Origin of the sequence: Rhodobacter calidifons (assembly GCF_011174775.1) — a bacterium.
Lineage (GTDB): Bacteria > Pseudomonadota > Alphaproteobacteria > Rhodobacterales > Rhodobacteraceae > Tabrizicola > Tabrizicola calidifons.
Genome location: NZ_JAANHS010000001.1, coordinates 201940 through 225071 on the forward strand (window position 1 = coordinate 201940; position 23132 = coordinate 225071).

Annotated in this window: 20 protein-coding genes; 10 read left to right on the plus strand and 10 right to left on the minus strand. The window is 69.7% G+C overall.

Annotated features, from left to right (window positions below):
* Window positions 1–5: 5 nt before the first annotated feature.
* From G8O29_RS01025 to G8O29_RS01065, 9 genes are all read left to right on the plus strand, one after another.
* Window positions 6–1484, plus strand: coding sequence for an NAD-dependent succinate-semialdehyde dehydrogenase (locus tag G8O29_RS01025; RefSeq protein ID WP_166401371.1), 1479 nt, complete (start codon window positions 6–8; stop codon window positions 1482–1484).
* Window positions 1485–1626: 142 nt separating this feature from the next.
* On the plus strand, window positions 1627–2475 hold the full coding sequence (gene yghU / locus G8O29_RS01030; RefSeq protein ID WP_166401372.1) for a glutathione-dependent disulfide-bond oxidoreductase: 849 nt from the start codon (window positions 1627–1629) through the stop codon (window positions 2473–2475).
* Window positions 2472–3200, plus strand: a complete 729-nt coding sequence (locus G8O29_RS01035; protein ID WP_166401373.1) for an SDR family NAD(P)-dependent oxidoreductase — start codon at window positions 2472–2474, stop codon at window positions 3198–3200. The genes yghU and G8O29_RS01035 overlap by 4 nt, the downstream gene beginning before the upstream one ends.
* Before the next feature lie 65 nt (window positions 3201–3265).
* Complete coding sequence (locus G8O29_RS01040; protein WP_166401374.1) at window positions 3266–4384, plus strand: pyridoxal phosphate-dependent aminotransferase; 1119 nt, start codon at window positions 3266–3268, stop codon at window positions 4382–4384.
* 150 nt (window positions 4385–4534) lie between these two features.
* Window positions 4535–5041, plus strand: a complete 507-nt coding sequence (locus G8O29_RS01045; RefSeq protein ID WP_166401375.1) for a peptidoglycan-binding protein — start codon at window positions 4535–4537, stop codon at window positions 5039–5041.
* Between the two features lie 158 nt (window positions 5042–5199).
* Window positions 5200–5736 carry an RNA polymerase sigma factor gene (locus G8O29_RS01050; protein ID WP_166401639.1) on the plus strand — a complete coding sequence of 179 codons (537 nt, stop codon included), beginning with the start codon at window positions 5200–5202 and terminating at the stop codon, window positions 5734–5736.
* Window positions 5733–7748 carry a vWA domain-containing protein gene (locus G8O29_RS01055; RefSeq protein ID WP_166401376.1) on the plus strand — a complete coding sequence of 672 codons (2016 nt, stop codon included), beginning with the start codon at window positions 5733–5735 and terminating at the stop codon, window positions 7746–7748. The genes G8O29_RS01050 and G8O29_RS01055 overlap by 4 nt, the downstream gene beginning before the upstream one ends.
* 88 nt (window positions 7749–7836) lie before the next feature.
* Window positions 7837–8259, plus strand: coding sequence for a hypothetical protein (locus tag G8O29_RS01060; protein ID WP_166401377.1), 423 nt, complete (start codon window positions 7837–7839; stop codon window positions 8257–8259).
* Between the two features lie 141 nt (window positions 8260–8400).
* Window positions 8401–8856, plus strand: coding sequence for a hypothetical protein (locus tag G8O29_RS01065; protein WP_166401378.1), 456 nt, complete (start codon window positions 8401–8403; stop codon window positions 8854–8856).
* 68 nt (window positions 8857–8924) lie between these two features.
* On the opposite strand, the gene G8O29_RS01070 is transcribed toward G8O29_RS01065, so the two are convergent.
* The 6 genes from G8O29_RS01070 to G8O29_RS01095 form a co-directional block, all read right to left on the minus strand.
* Entirely contained in the window at window positions 8925–9395 is a 471-nt protein-coding gene (locus G8O29_RS01070; RefSeq protein WP_166401379.1) for an Hsp20 family protein, read from the minus strand.
* A 133-nt stretch (window positions 9396–9528) separates the two neighbouring features.
* Window positions 9529–10401 (minus strand): trypsin-like serine peptidase, encoded by an 873-nt coding sequence (locus tag G8O29_RS01075; protein WP_166401380.1) that lies wholly within the window; start codon window positions 10399–10401, stop codon window positions 9529–9531.
* Window positions 10398–11267, minus strand: a complete 870-nt coding sequence (locus G8O29_RS01080; RefSeq protein WP_166401381.1) for a trypsin-like serine peptidase — start codon at window positions 11265–11267, stop codon at window positions 10398–10400. The genes G8O29_RS01075 and G8O29_RS01080 overlap by 4 nt, the downstream gene beginning before the upstream one ends.
* Window positions 11268–11352: 85 nt before the next feature.
* A complete protein-coding gene (gene glcF / locus G8O29_RS01085) occupies window positions 11353–12642 on the minus strand; it encodes a glycolate oxidase subunit GlcF (RefSeq protein ID WP_166401382.1) in 1290 nt (429 codons plus the stop codon).
* The gene (locus G8O29_RS01090; protein ID WP_166401383.1) at window positions 12642–13724 is read right to left on the minus strand and encodes an FAD-binding protein; all 1083 of its coding nucleotides are present in this window, start codon (window positions 13722–13724) and stop codon (window positions 12642–12644) included. Before G8O29_RS01090 ends, glcF begins: the two co-directional genes overlap by 1 nt.
* Before the next feature lie 63 nt (window positions 13725–13787).
* Window positions 13788–15221 (minus strand): FAD-linked oxidase C-terminal domain-containing protein, encoded by a 1434-nt coding sequence (locus G8O29_RS01095; protein WP_166401384.1) that lies wholly within the window; start codon window positions 15219–15221, stop codon window positions 13788–13790.
* Between the two features lie 185 nt (window positions 15222–15406).
* Here G8O29_RS01095 and G8O29_RS01100 point away from each other — a divergent pair, with 185 nt between their 5' ends.
* Window positions 15407–16096, plus strand: a complete 690-nt coding sequence (locus tag G8O29_RS01100; RefSeq protein WP_166401385.1) for a DUF599 domain-containing protein — start codon at window positions 15407–15409, stop codon at window positions 16094–16096.
* A 258-nt stretch (window positions 16097–16354) separates the two neighbouring features.
* On the opposite strand, the gene G8O29_RS01105 is transcribed toward G8O29_RS01100, so the two are convergent.
* The 4 genes from G8O29_RS01105 to G8O29_RS01120 are packed head-to-tail and all read right to left on the minus strand — an operon-like array spanning window position 16355 to window position 23099.
* Entirely contained in the window at window positions 16355–18424 is a 2070-nt protein-coding gene (locus G8O29_RS01105; protein ID WP_166401386.1) for a hypothetical protein, read from the minus strand.
* A complete protein-coding gene (locus tag G8O29_RS01110) occupies window positions 18421–21225 on the minus strand; it encodes a DUF4159 domain-containing protein (RefSeq protein ID WP_166401387.1) in 2805 nt (934 codons plus the stop codon). The genes G8O29_RS01105 and G8O29_RS01110 overlap by 4 nt, the downstream gene beginning before the upstream one ends.
* On the minus strand, window positions 21226–22098 hold the full coding sequence (locus G8O29_RS01115) for a DUF58 domain-containing protein (RefSeq protein WP_367890111.1): 873 nt from the start codon (window positions 22096–22098) through the stop codon (window positions 21226–21228).
* Window positions 22095–23099, minus strand: a complete 1005-nt coding sequence (locus G8O29_RS01120; protein WP_166401388.1) for an AAA family ATPase — start codon at window positions 23097–23099, stop codon at window positions 22095–22097. The genes G8O29_RS01115 and G8O29_RS01120 overlap by 4 nt, the downstream gene beginning before the upstream one ends.
* Between the last annotated feature and the right edge of the window lie 33 nt (window positions 23100–23132).

Below are 23132 nucleotides of genomic sequence, written 5' to 3' on the forward strand. Positions count from 1 at the left end.
CACCCATGCTCGATTCCGTGACCGATCTCGCCTCGCTTCTGAAAGACCCCTCGCTTCTGGTGACTAAGGCCTATGTCGCCGGCGAATGGGTCATGGCCGACGATGGCTCGACCTTCCCCGTGACAAACCCCGCCCGCGGCGATGTGATCTGCGAACTCCCGAACCTCGGCCGGGCCGAAACCGCCCGCGCGATCACCGCCGCCCATGCCGCGCACCGCGAATGGGCGGGGCGGACCGCGAAGGAGCGCGCCCAGGTGCTGCGCCGCTGGTTCGACCTGTGCATGGCGAACCAGGACGATCTCGCCACCATCCTGACCGCCGAGATGGGCAAGCCTCTGGCCGAGGCCAGGGGCGAGATCGCCTATGGCGCCAGCTACATCGAGTTCTACGGCGAGGAAGCCAAGCGCACCTATGGCGAGATCATCCCCGGCCATCAGCGCGACAAGCGCATCCAGGTGCTGAAGCAGCCGATCGGGGTCGCCGCCTCGATCACGCCGTGGAACTTCCCCAACGCGATGATCGCGCGCAAGGTGGCCCCGGCGCTGGCCGCGGGCTGCGGGATGGTGTCGCGGCCTGCCGCCGAGACGCCGCTGTCCGCGCTGGCGCTGGCGCTTCTGGCCGAACGCGCGGGCGTGCCGAAGGGGCTCTTTTCGGTCATCACCTCGAAACGGTCCTCGGACATCGGCAAGGAGTTCTGCGAGAACCCGCTGATCCGCAAGCTGACCTTCACCGGGTCCACCGAAGTGGGCCGGATCCTGCTGCGCCAGGCCGCCGACCAGGTGCTGAAATGCAGCATGGAGCTGGGCGGCAACGCGCCCTTCATCGTCTTCGACGACGCCGATCTGGACGCGGCGGTCGAGGGCGCGATGATCTCGAAGTTCCGCAACAACGGCCAGACCTGCGTCTGCGCCAACCGGATCTATGTCCAGGCCGGGGTCTATGACGCCTTTGCCGCCAAACTGGCCGCGGCGGTCGAGAAGCTGGCCATCGGCGACGGGTTGAAGCCCGGCGTCACGACCGGCCCGCTGATCAACGAAGCGGCGGTCGAGAAGGTCGAGGAGCATATCCAGGACGTGCTGGCCGGCGGCGGCAAGGTCGTGACGGGCGGCAAGCGGCACGAGCTGGGCGGGACCTTCTTCCAGCCGACCGTCGTCACCGGCGTGAAGCCCGACATGAAGGTGGCGCAGGAAGAAACCTTCGGGCCGCTCGCGCCGCTGTTCCGGTTCGAGACCGAGGAAGAGGTGATCGCGATGGCGAACAACACCATCTTCGGCCTCGCCTCCTACTTCTACGCCCGCGACATCGGGCGGATCACGCGGGTGCAGGAAGCGCTGGAATACGGGATGGTGGGCGTGAACACCGGCCTGATCTCGAACGAGATGGCGCCCTTCGGCGGGGTCAAGCAGTCGGGGCTGGGGCGCGAAGGCAGCCGCCACGGCATCGACGACTACATGGAGCTGAAATACGTCTGCCTGTCGGTCTGACGGGGCGGATATCCAGGCAAGGGGCGGTCTTCGGATCGTCTCTTGTGCATTTCGGCAGGGCGGTCCCGCCGTTTCGGGCCTCTGGTGCACATGCGCCCGAAGCACTAGCTTTCCCTTCGATCCGCAATCGAAGGATAGCCCCATGTCGAACGACTACACCCCGCCGAAGGTCTGGAAATGGGAGCAGCCCTCGGGCGGCACCTTTGCCAACATCAATCGCCCCATCGCCGGGCCGACACATGACAAGGCGCTGCCGGTGGGAAGCCACCCCTTGCAGCTTTACTCGCTGGCCACGCCGAACGGGATCAAGGTGACGATCCTTCTGGAGGAGCTTCTGGAGGCGGGTCACGACGCCGAATACGACGCCTGGCTGATCGACATCGGCAAGGGCGACCAGTTCGGCTCGGGCTTCGTCGAGATCAACCCGAATTCCAAGATCCCGGCGCTGAAGGATCATTCCAACGGCCAGCGGGTGTTCGAAAGCGCCTCGATCATGCTGTATCTTGCCGAGAAGTTCGGCGGGGCCTTCATCCCGAAGGACCCGTCGATGCGGACCGAGATGTTCAGCTGGCTCTTCTGGCAGATGGGCTCCGCGCCCTTCGTCGGCGGGGGCTTCGGGCATTTCTACGCCTATGCGCCGGTCAAGATCGAATATGCGATCAACCGCTATGCGATGGAGACGAAGCGCCAGCTTGACGTGCTGGACCGGCATCTGGCGACGCATGAGTGGATGGCCGGGGACTATTCGCTGGCCGACATGGCGATCTATGCCTGGTATGGCAATCTGGTCCTCGGCCGCGCCTACAATGCGGCCGAGTTCCTGGATGTGGAGAGCTACCGGAATGTGGTGGCCTGGGCGAAGCGGATCGACGCGCGGCCCGCGGTGATCCGGGGGCGGAAGGTCAACCGCTCGTGGGGCGAACCGTGGGAGCAACTGCCCGAGCGGCATTCCTCGGCCGATTTCGACGCGCTGCCGAAGGCCCCGGCATGAGCCGGGTTGCCGTCGTCACCGGTGCCGCCGGGGGCCTGGGTCGTGCCTTCGTTGACCGGCTGCTGGCCGATGGCCTGACGGTGGTGGGGGTGGACATCGACGGCGCGGCGCTGCTGGCGATGGCGGCGGACCGCGAGGGGTTCGTGGCCGATGCGGTGGACCTGACCGACGCCGAAGCGATTGCCGACCTGTTCGACCGGCTGACCGCCCGCTTCGGCGGCGTGGATGCGCTGGTGAACAACGCCGGGACCTGCTTCATGTCGGACTTCCCCGACATTCCGGCGGCGGAACTCGACCGGCAGATGGCGGTCAATTTCTCCTCGGCCTTCCATTGCTGTCAGGGCGCGGTGAAGGCGATGGCCGGGCGGCCGGGGGTGCGCAAGATCGTCAACATCTCGTCCAATGGCGCCTACAATTTCGACGTCTTCGACCCGCCGCATTACCGGGCCTCGAAGGCGGCGATGGACACGCTGACCAAGGACCTCGCGCGGCGCTATGCGAAGGAGAAGATCGCAGTGAACTCCATCGCGCCGGCGATGACCGAGACGCCCCTGTTCAATGTGCTGACCGAGGAAGTGCTGGCGAAGGCGATTTCGGCGATGCCGCATGGCCGGGCGATGCAGCCGTCAGAGATTGCCGACTGGGTGGGGTTCCTGATCTCGCCCGCAGGGGATGTGTCGTCGGGGAACGTCATCATCCTGAACCAGGGGCGTGACGTCCGGTGAGGGAGCCAAAATCCTTCGAAGGATTTTGCAAAAGTTTTCGAAAACTTTTGCGCGCGAGGGGGCGGATGAAGGTCACCATTCACAAGCTGTTCGACTACCTCCTGGAGACCACCGCCTCCGACCCGCCGGAATGCTTCATCGGCTTTTCGCTCGCGCGCTCCCCGAAGCTGAAGGACTTCCTGCCCGACCTGGACCCCGAGCTTTCTCTGGACTGGAACGGCAAGAGCTTCCTCGGCCTGCCGGGCTTGCGGCAGCGGGTGCTGGATCAGGCGGTGCTTTCGCTGCCGTTGGACAGCGTCCTTGTCACGGCTGGGGCGGCGGAGGCGAACTATCTTCTGTTCCGGCAGCTGGTTCAGGCGGGGGACGAGATCGTCACCGAGGCCCCCGGCTGGCCGCAGGCGGGGGTGATGGCCAGGGCCATCGGCGCGCGACTGGTCGACGTGGCCCGCGACGAGGCGCGGGGCTGGTGGCTGGACCCCGAGGCGGTGGCGCGGGCCATCACGCCCCGGACGCGGATGATCTTCCTGACCAATCCGAACAACCCCACGGGGCGGCTGATCCCCGAGGCCGAGTTGCGCGCCCTTGCGGCACTGGCCGACCGGCACGGCCTCTGGCTGGTGGTGGACGAGGTCTATGCCGGCCTCGAATGGGGTCCTCCCCGGCCGCCCTCCGTCGCCGGGCTCACACCCTACGGGATCACCACCGGCTCGGTCTCGAAGGCCCTTGGCCTGCAAGGGCTGAGGACCGGCTGGATGATCTGCCGGAACCCGCAGGTCATCCGCGACGCGATGATCCTGCGCGAGAACGGGTCCGAGATCATGAACACGCTCGGCGAGCATATCGCCGAAGTCGCGCTGCGGCCCGAAAGGCTGGCCTCGGCGCTGGCGCAGGCGCGGGCCGAAGGGGCCGAGACGCTGGACCTCCTGGACCGCTTTGTCGCGGCAGAACCGCGCCTGTCCTGGCACCGGCCCGAGGCGGGGCTGATCGGCCTGGCTCGGGTCGCGGGGATCGACGGCGAATCGCTGGCCCGCGCGCTGCTGAAGCCGCCCTACCGGACGTTCCTGTTGCCCGGATCGGCCTATGGCCTGCCGCATCACATCCGCATCGGGGCCGGCGGCGGGCCGGAAGCGCGGATCAACGAAGGTTTAGAGCGGTTGTCGGCTGCGCTGCACACCATCGGCTGAGCAGGCAACCGTCTGAAATCAAATGCGTTATCGGATAACAACCGCCTGTTTCCCCCTAACGCCGGCCTGATTTTGCCTAGCGTGGCCCGGGTCCCCATAACCCATGGCATCGGCCCGGCTGCCTCGGGCCCCTCACGAAAGGAAATGCTCATGCTGCTCTCGTTCGCTTCTGCCAGGACCACGCTTGTCGCCGGTCTGACCGCGCTTTCCATCGCTGCCATCCCCGCCACCCCGGCGCTGGCCTGGGGCGACAAGGAACAGGGCTTCGTCGCCGGGGCCGCCACCGCGATCATCGTTGACGAGCTGTTGAAGAACAACCGCAAGGCCCGGCTTTACGACCGGGGCTATACGGCCGCTGGTCCGACCTATGTCGCGCCGCGCACCGTCTATGTCGAGCCGCGCCATGTCGAGCCGCGCGCCACGACCTCGATCTACGCCACCCCGGCCGCCCGCGCCTTCCAGAGCTATTCGCTGGCCGAGCGCAAGGCGATCCAGCGCAACCTGCGCGCCTGGGGCTATTATCGCGGCGGGATCGACGGGGCCTTCGGACCGGGCACCTACAATGCGGTCGTGGCCTATGCCCGCGACGAGGGCGCCTCGGCCAACCTGCGCAGCACGGCGGGCGCCTTTGGCCTGTATGACGGCATGATCTACTGATCCTGACAGTGTCAGTAACGAGTGACCCCCCGCCCCCCGGCCCGGAAGCTACCCGGACCGGGGGGCTTTTCGTTCGGGGTAGGGATTTCCGGGCGCGGCCCTGTTCCGGCGCGCCCAAGGATTGCCCCCCGGGGCGCGTCACAGCTAACGTGATGCTGATGGACACGCCCGACGAGATGCTTGCGACCCATGCCGCCCAGGGCGACCGGGCGGCCTTTGCGACGCTGGTCGGGCGGCACTATGACCGCATCCACGGGCTGGCGTGGCGGCTGACCGGCTCGCAGGCCGAGGCGGAGGATCTGGCGCAGGACATCTGCGCCGCCCTTCCCTCCAAGCTGCGCAACTGGCGCGGCGAGGCGAAGTTCACCACCTGGCTTTACCGCGTGGTGGTGAACGCGGCGCATGATCTGCGGCGGCGGCAGGCGACGCGCGCGAAGGCCGCGCAGGGCTGGGGCGACTGGGAGATCGCGCGGCAGGACGAGATTGCCGCCCAGGCCGAGGCCGCCGACTGGCTGGCTCAGGCGATGACGCGGCTTTCACCCGAATTGCGCGACACCGTGGCGTTGGTGCTGGGGCAAGAGATGACCCAGGCCGAGGCCGGGGTTGTGCTGGGCGTCAGCGAGGGCACAATCGCCTGGCGGATGAGCGAAGTGAAGAAACGCCTGCGGGCCATGGCACGGGAGGGGGCGGAATGAGCGACGATCTCGACGACCTCCGGTCTGCGTTGCAGGCGGCCCCGGCCCCGGATGGGCAGGCGAAGGCGCGGGCGATGGCGCTTGCGATGGAAAATTTCGACCGGCTCCAAGGAACCGCGCAGGCGCCGCGTTCCAGTGAGGACCGCCACCAGGCGGCCCCCCCGAACGGAGTACGTCGCATGTTCCACTATCTGACCTCGCGCCCTGCCCTTGCCCTGACCACTTCGGCCGCCGCCCTGCTGATCGGGGTGGCCGTGATCCTGCCGGTCGCCGATCTGCGGATCGGCAAGCCCACCGCTGTCGTGGCGCCGAAGGAAGCCCCCGTCGCCCGCAAGGCCGGGCCCGTCGCGCCGCAGGACGAGGCGGTCCCCGAACCGACCGCGACCGACGATCTGGCACTGACGGCGGAAGGCGATGCCTCCGCCTCGGTCGCGCTGGCCGAGCCTGTGCCCGAGCCGATGGCCGAACTGGACGCGGCCCCGCCCGCCGCGCCCGTCGTCGGGATGGCCGAGACCGAGATGCGCCTGCGCAGCGAAGCCCCGATGCCGGACGGCGCGATGGGCTATGTCGCGGCCCCGTCCGGCCTTGCGCCCGAGGCCGGGTCCGCCCCGGCAGAGAATACCGAAGCCTTCGCCAATGCCGCCCCTAACCCGGTGAAGGTGACGGCAGAAGAGCCCGTCTCGACCTTCTCGATCGACGTGGATACGGCCTCTTACGCCGTGGTGCGGTCCTCGCTGACCTCGGGCATCCTTCCCGCGCCCGAACAGGTGCGGGTGGAGGAGATGGTGAACTACTTCCCCTATGCCTATCCCGCGCCCGAAAACGGCGCGGCCTTCGCCTCGACCGTCGCCGTGATGCCCACCCCCTGGAACCCCGGCACGCGGCTTGTCACCATCGGCATCCAGGGAGCCCTCCCCGCGGTGGCCGACCGCCCGCCGCTGAACCTGGTGTTCCTGATCGACACCTCGGGGTCGATGGACGAACCGAACCGCCTGCCGCTGCTGAAGCAGTCGCTGATGCTGATGCTGCCGGAACTGCGGCCCGAGGATCAGGTGGCCATCGTCACCTATGCCGGGTCGGCGGGGCTTGTCCTGCCGCCGACGCAGGCCGCCGACCGCGCCGCCATCGTGAGCGCGCTGGACATCCTTTCCGCCGGGGGCGCGACCGCCGGGGCCGAGGGGCTGGAACTGGCCTATCAGGTGGCCGAGGGGATGAAGGCCGAGGGCGAGGTCACACGCATTCTTCTGGCGACGGATGGGGACTTCAATGTCGGGGTCAGCGACCCGGAGGGGCTGGAGGCCTATGTCGCGAAGAAGCGCGCGACGGGGACTTACCTCTCGGTGCTGGGCTTCGGGCGCGGCAATCTGGACGATGCGGTGATGCAGGCGCTGGCGCAGAACGGGAACGGCCAGGCCGCCTATATCGACACGCTGAGCGAGGCACGGAAGGTGCTGGTGGACCAGTTGACGGGCGCGCTGTTCCCCATCGCGGACGATGTGAAGATCCAGGTCGAATGGAACCCGGCCACGGTCGCGGAATACCGGCTGATCGGCTATGAGACCCGCGCGCTGCGGCGTGAGGATTTCAACAACGACCGGGTGGACGCTGGTGAAATCGGCGCGGGGACCCAGGTCACGGCGATCTACGAGGTGACGGCGCCGGGGTCGGAGGCCCTGCTGAACGATCCCTTGCGCTATGGCGCGGCCCCGGCGACCGAAGCGGCGGAGGGCGAGCTTGGCTATCTGCGCCTGCGCTGGAAGGCGCCGGGAGCCACGGCCTCGACCCTGGTCGAGACGCCGATCACCGGGCGGGAACCGGCCACGACCGAGACCCGCTTTGCCGCCGCCATAGCGGGTTTCGGGCAGCTGCTCAGGGGCTCGGTCTATCTGGGCGACTGGGGCTGGGACCAGGCCATCGACCTGGCGCTGGCGAACCGGGGCGAGGATCCGTTCGGCTACCGGATCGAGGCGGTGAACCTGATGCGGCTGGCGAAAGGCCTGTCGGCCAACTGATACCCGGATCGCCGTGTTCGCCAGTTCGGCGCGGGTGCCATGATCATCCGCGCCGGAGCTGTTTCCGGCCTGTCCGTTCTAGCCGCTCATGCCCGGACCTGCCGTTGCGCCTGCCGTTGCCCTCTTCGCCTTTCCCGCGCTGGCCGAAAGCTGGGCCGTCACCTGCCCTGCCAGCACCCCCGGCCCCTGGCCCGGCTCGCAGATCTGTTCCGAGGGCAAGATGCTGGCCATCACGCCAGCCAGCCCCACGACCGGGATGGTGCTGAAGATCCGCGCGCCCCGGACGCATTGCTCGCAGGTCACCTACCTCATCCACCTGTTCCCCGGCTCCAGCGAGCCCACCGCCACGCTGGAGATGCTGAAGCCCGGCGAAGCCAGGACCATGCGGCTGGGCAACCGTTGGCGCGATGGCGAGAATTTCCTGACCGTCACCGGCGTCGGCCATGTCGGCGGCTGCAACCCGGGCACGCTGCATTCCTTCGGCGCCAAGACGGAAATCCTTCCCCGCTAACCCCTGATAACGGGCGCGTCATCTGATATCACGCGCCTGTTACCCGGTGACAGCCCGACGCTTTTCCAAAGCCGCGAACCCCGTGCCAGCGTCATCGGCACAGAGACACGGTAACCCGCATTCACCCGAAGGAATTGACCGATGCTCACCCCCTTCACCCCCCGCAGCCTGCTTGCCCTGACCACCCTCGCGGTCGCCCCCCTCGCCGCCGTCCCGGCCCTGGCCGACCCCGAAAGCTGGGAAGTCACCTGCACCTCCTCCACCCCCGTCTCCGATGGCGGGATGATCTGCAACGAAGGCAAGATGCTGAAAGTCAGCGCCCCCAATCCCGGCCAGAAGATGCTGCTGCGCATCGGCGCGCCGACGACGCATTGCTCGGACATCACCTATGTCATCAACCGCTTCCCCGGCTCCAGCACGCCCATCGCCACGACCCGCCGCCTCGCCCCCGGCGAGGATCAGATCATCGAACTCGCCGAGGGCTGGGCCGAGGAAGGCACCTACATCACCATCTCGGCCATAGGCCATGTCGGCGGCTGCAATGTCGGCCACAGCCACGGCTGGGCGGTCGAGGTCAGCGCAGCGCCCGTGCCGTGACCCCGCGACACTGAAAGGGGGCGCGACGCAGCCCGCGTCGCGCCCCCCTCCTCCGGGTCAGGCCAGGATCAGTTCACCGTTTCCGGCCTGGCCTCGATTGCCGGGCTTGCGGCGTTGGCGCGCTGGATCTCGATCCGGCGGGGCTTCATCGCCTCGGGCACTTCGCGGACGAGGTCGATGTGCAGCATCCCGTGCTCATGCACCGCACCCGTCACGCGGACATGGTCGGCCAGGGCAAAGCGGCGCTCGAAGGCACGGGTCGCGATGCCGCGGTGCAGAAAGGTGCGCTGGGTTTCCTCGGGCGTCTTGCGGGCGGTGACGAACAGCGAGCCGTCCTTCACCTCGACGCTGAGTTCATCGGGCGTGAACCCGGCAACGGCGATCGAGATGCGATAGGCATCCTCGGCGGTCTTTTCGATGTTGTAGGGCGGATAGGTCGGCTGGGCGACGTCGGCGGACAGCACCCGGTCCATCAGATCGGCGATCCGGTCAAAGCCGACGGTGGCGCGGTAAAGGGGCGCGAAATCAAGGTTGCGCATTGTCATCCTCCTGGAAGCGATGTCATGGACCCTCCCCCTCAAGGGGGCAAGGCAGGTCGTCCGGGCCCGGCACGGCACCCGGATGAGCGTCAGGTAGGCAACGGCCGATCGGCTTTCAAGGCCCGTCCGGGCATCACGGCGCAACGTTCCGCTGGCCGAAGCCGGCGCCGGTCCCGATCCGCCTTTCGCCCTGCAACTCAAGCCGCCGCACCGGCTTGCCGGGCATCGTCGGCGCGGCAGGTCCGACCGAAGCGGCCGCCGGCGGGTTGGCGACACTGGTTGCCTCGCCCCGTCGCAGCGCCGCCTTCAACCGATCGACCAGCCCCGGCAGTTCCATGCCGATCGAGACCGGCCTGCCGCCGTCATTGCTGCCCGCCGAGATCATCGAGACGATCCTTGCCCGATAGCCCGACCGGTCCAGCACCGGCGCGCCCGAGGCGCCGAAGGTGACGTCGCAATCCATCACGATCAGGACCCCCTCGCGCCCGATCACACGGCAGACGCGCTGCCAGGACAGCACCTCTTCCCGCCCCATGGCATAGGACACCACGCTGACCTCGTCGCCTTTGCCGGGCCGGGCCACGGTCAGCGGCGGGATCAGCGCGGTCGGAAGCGGTGCGGCCAGCTGCAACAGCGCCACGTCGCGGGCGATCATCTCGGGCGGGGCCGGGTCCAGGCTGCGGAAGCCGGGATCGACGATGGTGCGGGCGACCGCCGCCTCGGCCAGCGCCGCGCCGTTGGCCAGACCGGCCCGGAACCGGATGCGTTCGGCCGGAACCGGGCGGCCGTCGCCGGCAATCACGCAATGCCCCGCGGTCAGCACCAGATCGGGCGCGATCAGCGCCCCGGTGCAGAAACCGCCGCCCTCGACATCGACCCGGCCCACGGGCTCGAACCCGCGCAGCGCCTCGCGCGTGGTCAGGGCTTCCAGGCCGGAATTCTGCGCCAGACTGCCTTGCGGTATGGCGCAAAGGCAGACCGCAAACAGCATGAAAAGCCATTTCATGGCTTGACGAACTTCGCGCCCGATCCGTTGCCCCCCGACAGGATGCTGACCGGTTTGCCCCCTGACTGGACCCCGCGCGCCAAGCCGGCCTTGCTTTGCTCCAGCGCGCCGCGCAGCGCGGCCAGCGGCTCGGCGACGGGCACGGCAAGGGCGACCTTGCGGCCATCGACCTCGGCCTTGGCCGAGATCACCGAGACCACCCGGACCACGCCATCGCGGACGGTGAACACCGGCGCGCCAGAGGAGCCGAAATCGACATTGCAGGTCAGGATCAGCGCGTTCCGCTGACCGGCCAGCACTTCGCAGGCCTCCTGGATCGACGGCGCCTCCTCGCGATACTGCGCGTAAGAGACCACATCGACGGCATCGCCCTCGACCGGGGCAGCCCCGGTCTCGAACGGGAAAAGCGAGGGCAGCCGGATCGGCTGGCTCAGCTCCAGAAGCGCCAGATCGTCGGTCACCCGGTCCAGCTTGTCGGCCGCGCCAAAGCGGTAACCGGGATGGGCCACCGCCCGGCTGACCCGGCGATAGGCCACCGCGCGACCATTGCGAAAACCGGCCTGGAACTCGATGTCCTCGGGGCGCAGCTGCACGCCGGTGGTCTTGTCGTACAGGCAATGCGCGGCGGTCAGCACCAGCTGCGGCCCGATCAGCGCCCCGGTGCAGAAGCCCCGGTCGCCAAGGATCAGCTTGCCCACCGCATCCCAGCCGCGCGCGTCGTCGGCGGTCTGAAGCCGGACCATGTCGGCCTCTTGCGCGCGGACCGGGCCGAAGGCGGCGAAGGCGACGACCAGAGCAAGCGCCAGCGACGGGGCCAGCGACGGGGCCAGCCCCAAAGCCCGAAGCCTGGCAACGAGGTGACGCATGCAACCCTTCCCTTTCCCCGCGACGGTCAGCATTGCGCGGAAGTCTGGCGGATTCGTGGCCGGTCACGCAAGCGCGGTGTTGGGCTCAGCCCAGCAAGGCGCGCGGCTGTGGCCCGCCGGTCGCCCAGTCCAGAAGCTCGACCGTGTGCACGACCGGGATGCCGGTGCCGGACCCGATCTGCATCATGCAGCCGATGTTGCCCGCCGCGATGACCTGCGGCGCCTTCGCCTCCAGCGTTGCCACCTTGCGGCGCTTGAGTTCGGCGCTGATTTCGGGCTGAAGCAGGTTGTAGGTCCCGGCACTGCCGCAGCAGAGATGGCTGTCGGCGGGCTCCACCACCTCGAACCCGGCGCGCTTCAGAAGGTCCTTCGGCGCCGACTTTATCTGCTGGCCATGCTGAAGGCTGCACGCGACATGATAGGCCACCCGCAGACCCTTGGGCGCGCCCTGCGGCAGGCCGATCTTCACCAGCACTTCGCTGATGTCCTTCGCCAGCCCGGCCACCGTGGCCGCGTCCTCGGCCAGGGCGGGATCGGTGCGGAACATGTGGCCGTAATCCTTCACCGTCGTCCCGCAGCCGGAAGTGTTGATGACGATGGCATCCAACCCCCCCGCGCGATGCTCGGCCATCCAGGCGCGGATATTGGCGGCGGCGCTGGCATGGGCCAGGTCCTCCTTGCCCATGTGATGCGTCAGCGCCCCGCAACAGCCCTGACCCTTTGCCACCACGACCTCGCAGCCCAGACGGCGCAGCAGGCGGATCGTCGCATCGTTGATGTCGGTGTTCAGCGCCTTCTGCGCGCAGCCGGTCATCAGCGCGACCCGCATCCGCCGTTCGCCCTGCGCGGGGAAGACCTGCGGATCGTCGTTGCGGCTGACGGGGGGAATGGACTTCGGCGCCATCGCCAGCATCGCGCGCAACCGCGCGTCGGGGATCGCCCAGGCGAAGGGCTTTCCGACCTTCGCCGCCAGCAGCGCCAGCCGGAACCGCCCCGGATAGGGGATCACCCGCGCCAGCACCGCGCGCAGCACCCGGTCCATGAAGGGCCGCTTGTAGGTCTTTTCGATATGCGCCCGGGCGTGATCGACAAGATGCATGTAGTGGACGCCCGAGGGGCAGGTCGTCATGCAGGCGAGGCACGAGAGGCAGCGGTCGATATGCTTGACGGTCTTTTCATCCGCCGGCCGCCCGGCCTCCAGCATGTCCTTGATGAGGTAGATGCGCCCGCGCGGGCTGTCGAGTTCGTCGCCCAGCACCTGATAGGTCGGGCAGGTCGCGGTGCAGAACCCGCAATGCACGCAAGACCGCAGGATCTCGTTCGCGCGGGCGATGCCGGGGTCCTTCAGCTGTTCGGGTGAGAAATGCGTCTGCATCAGCCCATCATCCCCCGATTGAGAATCCCCCGGGGGTCGAATTTCGCCTTCAGCCCCGCAACCAGAGCCGCCACCTCGGGCGCCTCGGGCGGAAAGACCGGCCCGCCCTGCCCTTTCACCAGCGTCGCATGGCCCCGCCCCGCGACGGCAGCCGCGAGGTCGGCGCCCTTGCCATGCGGCAGAACCAGCCAGATGAGACCGCCGCCCCAGTCCCACAGCGCCTCGCCCTCCAGCTGCGCGACGATCTCGGCCGCCGCGGTCGGCAGGGTCACGATCCGCCAGATCTCGCCCGGCTTGTCCCGCATGGGCACCACGTCCCGCACCTCGCGCCAGAGCGCAGCACTTTCCGCCCCTTCGGCCACCGTCACATCGCCGCCCAGGCGCGCGCGCAGCTGCGTCACGCGATAGGCGACCGAGCCCGCCATCCCCTCGACCCGCACCAGCGACCGCCCCGAATGCCGCGCCGCGCCCGAGACGTCGAAGGGCGACCCCAGCGCCGCGCGCAAGGCCGCCAGCCCCGCCGCATCCCCCAGCCCCTCGATGACCAGCGTCGCCTCGGCCTCGGGGATCGCCTGCACCTTGAAGCTGACCTCCGTCAGAACGCCCAGCGTGCCCCGACTTCCGGCCATGAGCTTCACCAGGTCATAGCCGGTGACGTTCTTCATCACCCGCCCGCCGTTCTTGACCACCATCCCGGCCCCATCCACGAACCGCGCCCCCAGACAGGCGTCACGGGCCGCGCCCACCTGCACCCGGCGCGGGCCGCTGGCATTGGCGGCCACCACGCCACCGATGGTCGAGACCCCCTCGCGCCCCAGAAGCCCGCGCAGGTCCGGCACCTCGAAGGCCAGCCGCTGCCGTTCGCCCGCCAGCACCGCCTCGACCTCGGCCACCGGCGTTCCCGCCCGGACCACCAGCGTCAGCGCACCGGGCTCGTAAAGCTCCACCCCCGACAGGCCCCCGGTCTCCAGCACCTCGCCCACGGCATGGCCCAGCGTCCGCGTCCCCCCGCCCCGCACGAGCAAAGGCCCCGAGGCCCCAGCCACGGCCTCCGCCAGTTCCGCCTCAGTCACAGGCCGCATGTCTTGCTCATGTCCCAAATACTCCACGGGGGTGCGGGGGTGTGAAACCCCCGCTCTGCCCTGTCAGCCCGCGCGCCGCCCGGCACTTGCGCCCAGCGGAAACACCTTGGCCGGGTTCAGCAGCCATTTCGGGTCGAACACATCCTTCACCCGCATCTGCGCCTCCATGTCGGCGGCCGAGAACTGCACCGCCATCAGGTCGCGCTTCTCGATCCCCACGCCATGTTCGCCCGTCAGACAGCCGCCGACCTCGACGCAAAGCTTCAGGATCTCCGCCCCGAAGGCCTCGCATTTCTCCAGATCGCCGGGGGTGTTGGCGTTGAACAGGATCAGGGGATGCATGTTGCCGTCGCCCGCGTGAAAGACGTTGCCGACGTCGAGGCCGAACTCCCGGCTCAGCTCGCCGATCCGCTTCAGCACATGCGGCAGGCTGGACACCGGGATCGTCCCGTCCAGACACATGTAGTCGTTGATCTGCCCCATCGCCCCGAAGGCCGACTTCCGCCCCAGCCAGATGCGTTTGGCCTGGTCCTCGTCCTCCGCCTCGCGGAACTCCACCGGGTCATGCGCCAGCGCGATCTGGCGGATACGGGCAAGCTGCTCGCTGATCTCGGCCTCCGACCCCTCGACCTCGATGATGAGCAGCGCCTCGCAGTCCGGGTAGCCCGCCTTGGCGAAGGCCTCGGTCGCGCGGATGCAGGGGCGATCCATGAACTCGATCGCCACCGGCAGGATGCCCGCCTTGATGATGTCGCTGACGCAGGCCCCCGCCACCTCGTTGCTGTCGAACCCCACCAGCACCGGCCGCGCGCCCTCGGGCTTGGGCAGGATCCGCAGCCAGGCCTCGGTCACAACGCCCAGCTGCCCTTCCGACCCGCAGACCACGCCCAAGAGGTCCAGCCCCGCCGGCTCCCCCCAGGGCCCGCCCAGCGTGACCACCGTCCCGTCCATCGTGACCAGCCGCACGCCCAGCAGGTTGTTCGTCGTCACCCCATACTTCAGGCAATGCGCCCCGCCCGAGTTCATCGCGATGTTCCCGGCAATGGCGCAGGCCAGCTGGCTGGAGGGGTCGGGGGCGTAGAAGAACCCCTCCGCCTCGACCGCGCCGGTCACCGACAGGTTGGTGCGCCCCGCCTCGACATGCACAAAGCGGTTGTCGTAGTCGGCGGCCAGCACCCGGTTCATCCGCGCCACGCCCAGGATCACCGAATCCGCCGTCGGCATCGCCCCCCCGGCAAGGCTGGTCCCCGACCCGCGCGGCACCACGGGCACGCCTTCCTCCCAGCACAGCCGCAACACCGCCGAGACCTCTTCGGTCGTCCGTGGCAGCACGGCGGCCAATGGCGGGCAGCGGTAGGCAGTCAGCGCGTCGCATTCATAGACGCGCAACTCCTCGGGCGCGTCGATCACCGCATCGGCGGGCAGGACGGCCCGCAGGCGACCCACGATCCGCGCCTTGCGGGCAAGGACGCCCGCGTCCGGTTCCGGCATCTGCATCGGCGCCTCCCTGCGTGATTGGTAAGATAATATAACCAATCCGGCAGATCGCAAGCAAAATCCCTGCCCCTGCGCCAGGCGCCTCCCCTCCCCCTCCGTGGGGAGGGGATGGGGGTGGGGGGCAACCGACGGTGCAGGGAACCCGGCCCCTTCCGCTCGGCACCACTCCGCCCTAGTCTGCCGCCATGACCTTGCCCCTCGGCCCCCTGACACCGCTCGACGCCACGGCCCTTCTCGCGCTGGGCCTGGCCTGGACGCTGTCGGGCTGGCTGATCGAGACCCCGCCGCGCGCCCGCCCTTCGGTCAGCCTCCTGATGCAGGATTACCGGCGCGACTGGATGCGCACCTTCGTCACCCGCCAGCCGCGCATCTTCGACGCGCAACTGATCGACTCCCTGCGCCAGGGCACCGCCTTCTTCGCCAGCGCCTGCCTGATCGCCATCGGCGGCGGCGTGGCGCTGATCGGCAATGCGGCGGCCGTCCAGCGCCTGGCCGACGACCTGCCGCTGGCAGCCTCGGGCCCGGACGTGGCGCTGAAGATGCTGCCGGTGATCCTGCTGCTGGCCAATGCCCTGCTGAAATTCGTCTGGGCGCATCGGCTGTTCGGTTACTGCTCGATCCTGATGGCCGCGGTCCCGAACGACCCTGCGGACCCCATCGCCTTCCACCGCGCCGGCCAGGCGGCCGAGATCAACATCACCGCGGCGAAAAGCTTCAACCGCGGGCTGAGGTCGATCTATTTCGCCCTCGCCGCGCTCGGCTGGCTGCTGGGCGCCTGGGGCCTTCTGATCGGCACGGCCCTGTCCACCGCGGTCCTGCTGCGCCGCGAATTCGCCAGCCGGTCGCGCCAGATCATCCTGTCACGCGAGCCTTAGGGCCCCCTGCCCTGCCAACGCCTCGTCCGACCCCCGCGCGCCGGCGTTTCGCCACCGCCGGACCGGCGCAGCCGGCACCGCGCACCACCATATCGACATCCGTCATCCCGAAATCCGCCGCGCTCACCTGCGGACAGGATGGCCGGTCGGGCGTTCCGGCCAGGGCCGGACCCGTCACGAAAGGCTCATCGCTCGCTTTCGGTCGCGCTTCGCCCGGCCCCGGCGAGGACCGACCGCAAGGGAGGGACGAGCCCCCGCTCAGGCCGCCCTTGCGCCCTTGCGGCCTTCGATCAGCCAGGCAACCACGGCCAGCCCGGCGGCGATCACAAGCCAGGCCCAGGCGGGCAGAACGGGCACCACGTTGACCGAGGCGGTCAGATAGGCCGCGCGCGGGGTGATGCCGATCCAGCCGCGGCCGATCGCGACGCGCCCCTCGGCCACGCTGCGGATGTCGGGATTGCCCGGCTCAAGCCGCGTCACCCCGCCGCGCGTCGCCTCGGCCAGGGGTTGCAGCGCCGCGCCCGAGGCGATGGTCTCGGCAAACTCGCGCGGGGCGGCGGGGCCGACGGCGATGACCCGGGTCAGCTCGCCCTGTTCCAGCCGGTACAGCCCCAGCGCCGGCGCCTGCCAGACGGTCTCATAGCGCCCCGGCGCGGCCATGGGCATCGGCAGATCGACCGTGGCCCCGTCCGGCCCGGTGATCGTGACCGGCCCGGGGTCCGCCTCGTCCAGGGTCCGGCGGGTGATGGTCAGCACCTCGCCCCGGACCTCGGCCGTCAGGGTCTCTTCCTCCAGTTCCGGCTCCTTCAGCATCCAGTGCGCCAGCCGGCGCAACAGTTCCAGTTGCGGCCCGCCGCCCTCGTAGCCCCGGCCCCAGAGCCAGGCCTGGTCCGAGGCCAGCACCGCGACCCGGCCCTGACCGACCCGGTTCAGCACCAGAAGCGGCAGGTCGCGCGGGCCCGACATCAGCACCTGACCGGCCAGCTGGCGCACCTCGATCTGCCGGAACCAGCGGCCCCAGCCGCCCGCGGGGGCCTCCTTCTCCAGCCCTTCGGTGACCGGATGGCGCCGTCCCAGATCGGTCAGCGCCGGGCGGAAACCGCCCTCGATCACCTGGGCCGTGGGCGCGACCGGCAGGATTTCCGCCAGGGGCGAGCGGTAGAGGCTGTCCACCGCGCCGAACTCGGGCCCGGCCGCGACCAGCACCGTGCCGCCGCCCCGGACATAGGACACGATGTTGTCGATGTAGGACATCGGCAGGATGCCCCGCATCCGGTAGCGGTCGAAGATGATGAGGTCGAACTCCTCGATCTTCTCGACGAACAGCTCGCGCGTGGGGAAGGCGATGAGGCTCAGCTCGTCCACCGGCACCCCGTCCTGCTTTTCCGGCGGACGCAGGATGGTGAAATGCACCAGATCCACCGCCGCGTCGGATTTCAGCAGGTTGCGCCAGACCCTTTCGCCCGCATGCGGCTCGCCCGAGATCAGCAGCACCCGCAGCCGGTCGCGCACCCCGTTGATCTGCACGGCGGCGGCATTGTTGCGGTCGGTGATCTCGCCCGCGACCGGGGCGACGCTGAATTGCAGCACATTGGCCCCGCCATGCGGCAGCGTCACCGGCAGTTCCAGATCGGTGTTCAGCGGCACCGTGTAGGTCGCAGGCGCCTCGGTGTCGATGGCGATGGTCAGATCCACCTCGCCGCCCGGCGCGGGCGGGGCGCCCACGTCCTCGACCTTCAGCTCCAGCTTGACCTCCTCGCCGATGATGGCGAAGGCGGGGGCGTTCCTGATCACGATCCGGCGGTCCCAGTCGGCCGCGCGTCCCGTCAGCAGCACATGCAGCGGCGCGGGCAGGTTCGGCACCACGCCTGCATCATGCACCCGCCCGTCGGTGATCAGGATCGCCCCGGCGACGCGGGCGCGGGGTTCCTCGGCCAGCGCCTCGGACAAGGCGGTCAGCACCAGACTGCCGGCATCCTCGGCCCCGTCGCCGACCCGGCGGATGCGCAGCTCGGTGTTCGGCAGGGCCGCGACCTCGGCCTGGACGGCAGCCAGCGCGGCCTCGGTCTGGGCGCGGCGGTCGGACAGGCCCTGGCTTGCGCTTTCGTCCACGACCACGATCACGATGTCCGAAAGGCTCTGCCGCTCTTCCTCCTGAAGCGCGGGATTGGCCAGCGCGGCCACCAGCGCGCCAAGGGCAAGCCCCCGCAGCCACCAGCCCGACAGGCCCCGCCACAGCGCGAAGGCGACCAGCGCCAGGGCCAGCCCCGCCAGCACATACAGCAGCGCCCAGGGCACCAGCGGCGCGAAGACCAGGCTCGCGCTCATTGCCCCAGCCTTTCCAGCAGCGCCGGCACATGCACCTGGTCGGATTTGTAGTTGCCGGTCAGCACATGCATGATGAGGTTGATCCCGAAACGGTAGGAAATCTCGCGCTGCTGTTCGCCCGCGAAGCCGCGGCCGATCTGCACCAGCGGCATGCCGATGTCATCGGTGGCCCAGGCCGAGGCCCAGTCCGCCCCGCCGATCACCACCGGCGTCACCCCGTCGTTGAGGTTGCGGAACGGCATCCCCTCGGCCGCCTGAGCCGCCGCGTCCGGAGAAGCCTCGACCCAGACCTGCCCCCCCTGATGCCGGCCGGGAAAGTCCTGCAACAGGTAGAAGGTGCGCGTCAGCACATGGTCGGGCGGCATCGGCTCCAGCGGCGGGATGTCCAGGCCCGCGGCGATCACCTGCAAGGCCTGGCCCTCGGGCGTGGTGCCGCCGCCGAAGCCGGCCAGATCGGCATCGCGGGTGTCGAACAGGATCATGCCGCCGGTGCGCAGATACTGGTTCAGCTTGGCATAGGCCGCCTCCGAAGGCTGCGCCGCCCCGGCCACCACCGGCCAGTAGAGGAAGGGGAAGAAGGCCAGTTCGTCGGTTTCGATGTTCACCCCCATCGGCATCGTCGGCTCGATCGAGGTGCGCTGCCACAGCTTGTCGGACAGGCCCAGAAGCCCCGCCCGCGACATCTCGTCCACCTTGCGGTCCCCGGTCAGCACATAGGCCAGCACGACCGCGCCGGTCGCCTTCAGCGCGAATTCCTCGGCCCCCGGATCGGCGGCGGGCGCCCCGGCTGCCTCCTGCGCCCGCAGGCCCTGCGGGGCGCCTGCGACCAGCGCCAGCGCCAGGACCGCCGTCGCCCCGCGCGACAGCCCGCGCAGTCGCCCGGCCAGCCACAGCGCGGCAAGCACGTCCAGCAGCAGCAAGACCGTCGCCAGGGTCAGAAGCTCTCCCTTCAGCGGGCGGGCCGCGCGGGCCTCCAGCCGGTCCACCGGCACGCCGGCAGGCCAGACGGCGGGTTCCAGAACCGTCCCGGCCCCGATCACGTTCAGCGCCACCCGCCGGTCGGCCCCGGCATAAAGCCCGGGCGGCGTGGCGGGGGTCGGCCCCTCGGCGATCGCCCGGGCCAGAACCTCGCCCTCCACCCCCGGCAGCTCTCCGGCTTCCGCCGTCTGGCCCCAGGCATCCAGCACCACCTCGGGCGCCCAGATCTGGCCGGCAAGATCGCCCGCCTCGGGTGCTGCGGGCCGGGTCGAGACCGCAAGCCGCTCCAGCATCTGCACGAACAGGCCCGACAGGGGCAGCGAGGACCATTCGGCATTCGCGGTCACATGGACCAGCACCACCTGCCCCGCCCCCATGACCTTGCGGGTCATCAGGGGCGTCCCGTCCTCCAGCGCGGCAATGGTGCGTTCGGCCAGGTCCGGGTCGGGCTGGGCCAGCACCTGCTGACGCACCACCACATCGGCCGGAGGCACCAGCCCGAAGAACGGAGAGCCCTCCGGGAACGGCGCCAGCGCCTTGGGCTCCCCCCAGCTCATCGCGCCCCCGACCGTGCGGCCACCCTGGCGCAGGCGGACGGGCAAGAGCGGGTCCTCCTCGATGCGGCTGACATCGCTGGCCGCCAGGACCGGCCCGGCAAAGCGCAAGAGAAGCCCCCCCTTCTGCACCCATTCGGTCAGCGCCGTCCGCTCCTGCCCGGAAATCTCGGCCACATCGGCCAGGATCACCACATCCGGGCTGGCCAGCAGCGAATCGGCAAGGCTTGCCTCGATCAGGTCGGCAGTCGGGGCCAGCGCCTGGCGCAGGTAGTGCATCGGCGACAGAAGCTGCAAGGTCTCCTGATCCGCGCCGCTGCGCACCAGGGCCACCTTGCGCCGCTTCAGGCTGTCATCGGCCAGGCTGACCGATCCGGCGGTCCGGGCGCCTTCCAGCACGAAGCGGGTGATCCGGTTGCGCAGTTCCGGCGGCAGGTCGATGGCCGCCTCGGCCCGGTTCGCACCCGCCGCGAAGGCCAGCGTCACCCGCCCCAGGTCGCGTTCGACGCCCGAGGGGTCCGGCCCCTGCGCCAGCACATCGACCGTGACCGGCGCCCCCGCCGGCACGCGCGAGGCCGCGACCGACACCTGTCCCTCGGCATGGATCGCCGGATGCAGCGCGATGACCGGCCGGGCGGTCTCGATCACCCGCAGATCGCCCCGCGCCCGCAGGGCCTCGACCAGGGCCGCGCGGCCGGGATGCGCCAGGCCGTCGGACAGCCAGACCGTCTCGAACCGGCCTTCGGGCAGCGCGGCCGCCCAGGCTGAGAAATCGCCCGGCGCCCAGGCCTGCGGGCGCAGCCCCGCCGCGCGGCCGGCCCAGGCCTCGGCGGTCTGGAAGGCCACCTGTTCCGGCCTGTCGCTCAGCCGGACCAGCGCCACGGGGCGGCCCCGCGCGCCGGCTTCCTCGACCAGCGCCTCGATGCGCGCCTGCCGTTCGGGCCAGTCGCGGGCATCGGCCCAGCCGCCATCGACCGCGATCAGCAAGGGGCCAGAGCCCGCCCCGCGCTCCTCGGGGTTCAGGACCGGCCCGGCAAAGCCAAGGATCAGCGCGCCGATGGCCAGCGTCCGCAACAGAAGCAGCCACCAGGGCGTCTTGTCCGTCTCGGCCTCTTCGTCCTTCAGGCCCAGAAGCAGCGCCACGCCGGGAAACCGTCGCCGGATCGGCGCGGGCGGCACGGCGCGCAGAAGCAGCCACAGGATCGGCAGCGCCACCAGCGCCACCAGAAGCCAGGGGGCGGCAAAGCCGAGAGGGCCGAGCGTGAACATCTACCGCCCCCCCTTCAGCGCCAGATAGGCCCAAAGCAGCGCCGACTGCGCCGGTGCCCCCGTGTGATGCGTGGTGAAATGCCAGCCCACCGCGCGGGCCAACTGCGCCAGCCGGTCCTTCCGTTCCGCCAGCCTTGCCAGATACCGCGCGCGCAACTCGCCCGCCTGCTGGGTTTCATGCCGCATCGTGCCGCCCATGGATTCAAAGATCGTGCGGCCGTCGAAGGGAAACTCCTCCTCGGCCGGGTCCAGCACCTGGATCAGCACGCCCTTCACCCCCCGGTCGGCGGCCCGCGCGAGCCCCGCCTCGATGCCGCCGAGATCGCCCAGGAAATCCGACAGGAACACCGCCCGGCCATGGCTGACCATGCCTTCGGTTTCCGGCGCGCCGTAATCCTGATCCGCCGCGCCGTCGGCCAACCGCGCCGCCAGCCTGAGCAGTTGCGCCCGCCCCACGCGAGGGGAGGCCAGGCCTGCCAGCCCCACCCGTTCCCCGCCGCGCAGCAGCAGGACCGCCAGCGCCAGCCCCAGAAGCCGCGCCCGGTCCGCCTTCGGCACGCGGGACCTTTCGCCGGAGAAGCTCATCGACTTCGCCGGGTCCACCCAGATCGTCACCGATTGCGCCGCCTGCCATTCCCGTTCGCGCACGAAATGCGCATCCGACCGGGCCGACCGCCGCCAGTCGATCATCCGCGCCGAATCGCCCTCATGCGCAGGCCGGTACTGCCAGAACTCATCCCCCAGCCCCGCCCGGCGGCGGCCATGCTCGCCCATCATCACCGTCGAGGCCAGCATCTCTGCCTCGGCCAGCAAGGGCGGCAGGGTCTGCCCCAGCGCCTCGGCGCGGGACCGCAGGTCGGGGGCTATGGTCACGCCGCCGCCTCAAGCCGCAGGACGCGCCCCGTGACGCGCGCGATGATGCCCGCCAGCGTCTCGCCCCGCGCACGGGCAGCGAAGGACAGCGCCATGCGGTGGATCAGCACCGCCTGCGCCAGGTCCGCCACATCCGCAACCGAAGGCGCAAGGCGGCCGTCCAGCAGCGCGCGCGCCCGGACCATAAGCATCAAGGCCTGAGCCGCGCGCGGCCCCGGACCCCAGGACAGGCTGTCGGCCAGATCGCGCCCCTCGGGTTCCCCCGGACGGCAGGCGCGGACCAGATCAAGAATCGCCTCGACCACCTGATCGCCCACCGGCATCTGCCGCAGCACGCCCTGCGCGCGGATCAGGTCCTCGGCGGTGAAGACCTGATGCGCCTCGGCCTCTTCGGCGCCAGTGGTGGCGATCAGGATGTCGCGTTCGGTCTGGCGCGTGGGGTATTCCACATCGACCTGCACGAGGAAGCGGTCAAGCTGCGCCTCGGGCAGGGGATAGGTGCCCTCCTGCTCGATCGGGTTCTGGGTGGCCAGCACATGGAACGGCTTGCCCAGCGGCCGATGTTGGCCCGCGATGGTGACCTCTTTCTCCTGCATCGCCTGCAACAGGGCCGACTGCGTGCGGGGCGAGGCCCGGTTGATCTCGTCCGCCATCAGAAGCTGGCAGAAGATCGGGCCTTCCACGAACCGGAAGGCGCGGCTGCCGTCGGCGGCGGTCTCCAGCACTTCCGACCCCAGGATGTCGGCGGGCATCAGGTCGGGGGTGAACTGGATGCGGTTGGCCTTCAGCCCCATCACCGTGCCCAAGGTATCCACCAGCCGCGTCTTGCCCAGGCCCGGCAGGCCGACCAGCAGCGCATGTCCCCCGCAGAGCATCGAGGCAAGGACCAGGTCCACCACCTTCTCCTGCCCGATGAAGCGCCGGTTGATCGAGGCTTTCGCCTGCCCCAGCGTCGCGCCAAGCGCTTCGATTTCCGCGACCAGCGCCTTGGTGTCGGCCATGCCTCATGCTCCCTTCGGGGTGACGTCCCCACC

Bases quoted from the DNA above. Each gene is read 5' to 3' on its own strand.
- G8O29_RS01055 (WP_166401376.1), top strand. From the start codon at position 5,733: ATGAGCGACGATCTCGACGACCTCCGGTCTGCGTTGCAGGCGGCCCCG.
- G8O29_RS01090 (WP_166401383.1), bottom strand. From the start codon at position 13,724: ATGCGGCCTGTGACTGAGGCGGAACTGGCGGAGGCCGTGGCTGGGGCC.
- G8O29_RS01065 (WP_166401378.1), top strand. From the start codon at position 8,401: ATGCTCACCCCCTTCACCCCCCGCAGCCTGCTTGCCCTGACCACCCTC.
- G8O29_RS01095 (WP_166401384.1), bottom strand. From the start codon at position 15,221: ATGCAGATGCCGGAACCGGACGCGGGCGTCCTTGCCCGCAAGGCGCGG.
- yghU (WP_166401372.1), top strand. From the start codon at position 1,627: ATGTCGAACGACTACACCCCGCCGAAGGTCTGGAAATGGGAGCAGCCC.
- G8O29_RS01025 (WP_166401371.1), top strand. From the start codon at position 6: ATGCTCGATTCCGTGACCGATCTCGCCTCGCTTCTGAAAGACCCCTCG.
- G8O29_RS01075 (WP_166401380.1), bottom strand. From the start codon at position 10,401: ATGAAATGGCTTTTCATGCTGTTTGCGGTCTGCCTTTGCGCCATACCG.
- G8O29_RS01080 (WP_166401381.1), bottom strand. From the start codon at position 11,267: ATGCGTCACCTCGTTGCCAGGCTTCGGGCTTTGGGGCTGGCCCCGTCG.
- G8O29_RS01120 (WP_166401388.1), bottom strand. From the start codon at position 23,099: ATGGCCGACACCAAGGCGCTGGTCGCGGAAATCGAAGCGCTTGGCGCG.
- G8O29_RS01040 (WP_166401374.1), top strand. From the start codon at position 3,266: ATGAAGGTCACCATTCACAAGCTGTTCGACTACCTCCTGGAGACCACC.
- G8O29_RS01050 (WP_166401639.1), top strand. From the start codon at position 5,200: ATGGACACGCCCGACGAGATGCTTGCGACCCATGCCGCCCAGGGCGAC.
- glcF (WP_166401382.1), bottom strand. From the start codon at position 12,642: ATGCAGACGCATTTCTCACCCGAACAGCTGAAGGACCCCGGCATCGCC.
- G8O29_RS01100 (WP_166401385.1), top strand. From the start codon at position 15,407: ATGACCTTGCCCCTCGGCCCCCTGACACCGCTCGACGCCACGGCCCTT.
- G8O29_RS01105 (WP_166401386.1), bottom strand. From the start codon at position 18,424: ATGAGCGCGAGCCTGGTCTTCGCGCCGCTGGTGCCCTGGGCGCTGCTG.
- G8O29_RS01035 (WP_166401373.1), top strand. From the start codon at position 2,472: ATGAGCCGGGTTGCCGTCGTCACCGGTGCCGCCGGGGGCCTGGGTCGT.
- G8O29_RS01045 (WP_166401375.1), top strand. From the start codon at position 4,535: ATGCTGCTCTCGTTCGCTTCTGCCAGGACCACGCTTGTCGCCGGTCTG.
- G8O29_RS01110 (WP_166401387.1), bottom strand. From the start codon at position 21,225: ATGTTCACGCTCGGCCCTCTCGGCTTTGCCGCCCCCTGGCTTCTGGTG.
- G8O29_RS01070 (WP_166401379.1), bottom strand. From the start codon at position 9,395: ATGCGCAACCTTGATTTCGCGCCCCTTTACCGCGCCACCGTCGGCTTT.
- G8O29_RS01060 (WP_166401377.1), top strand. From the start codon at position 7,837: ATGCCCGGACCTGCCGTTGCGCCTGCCGTTGCCCTCTTCGCCTTTCCC.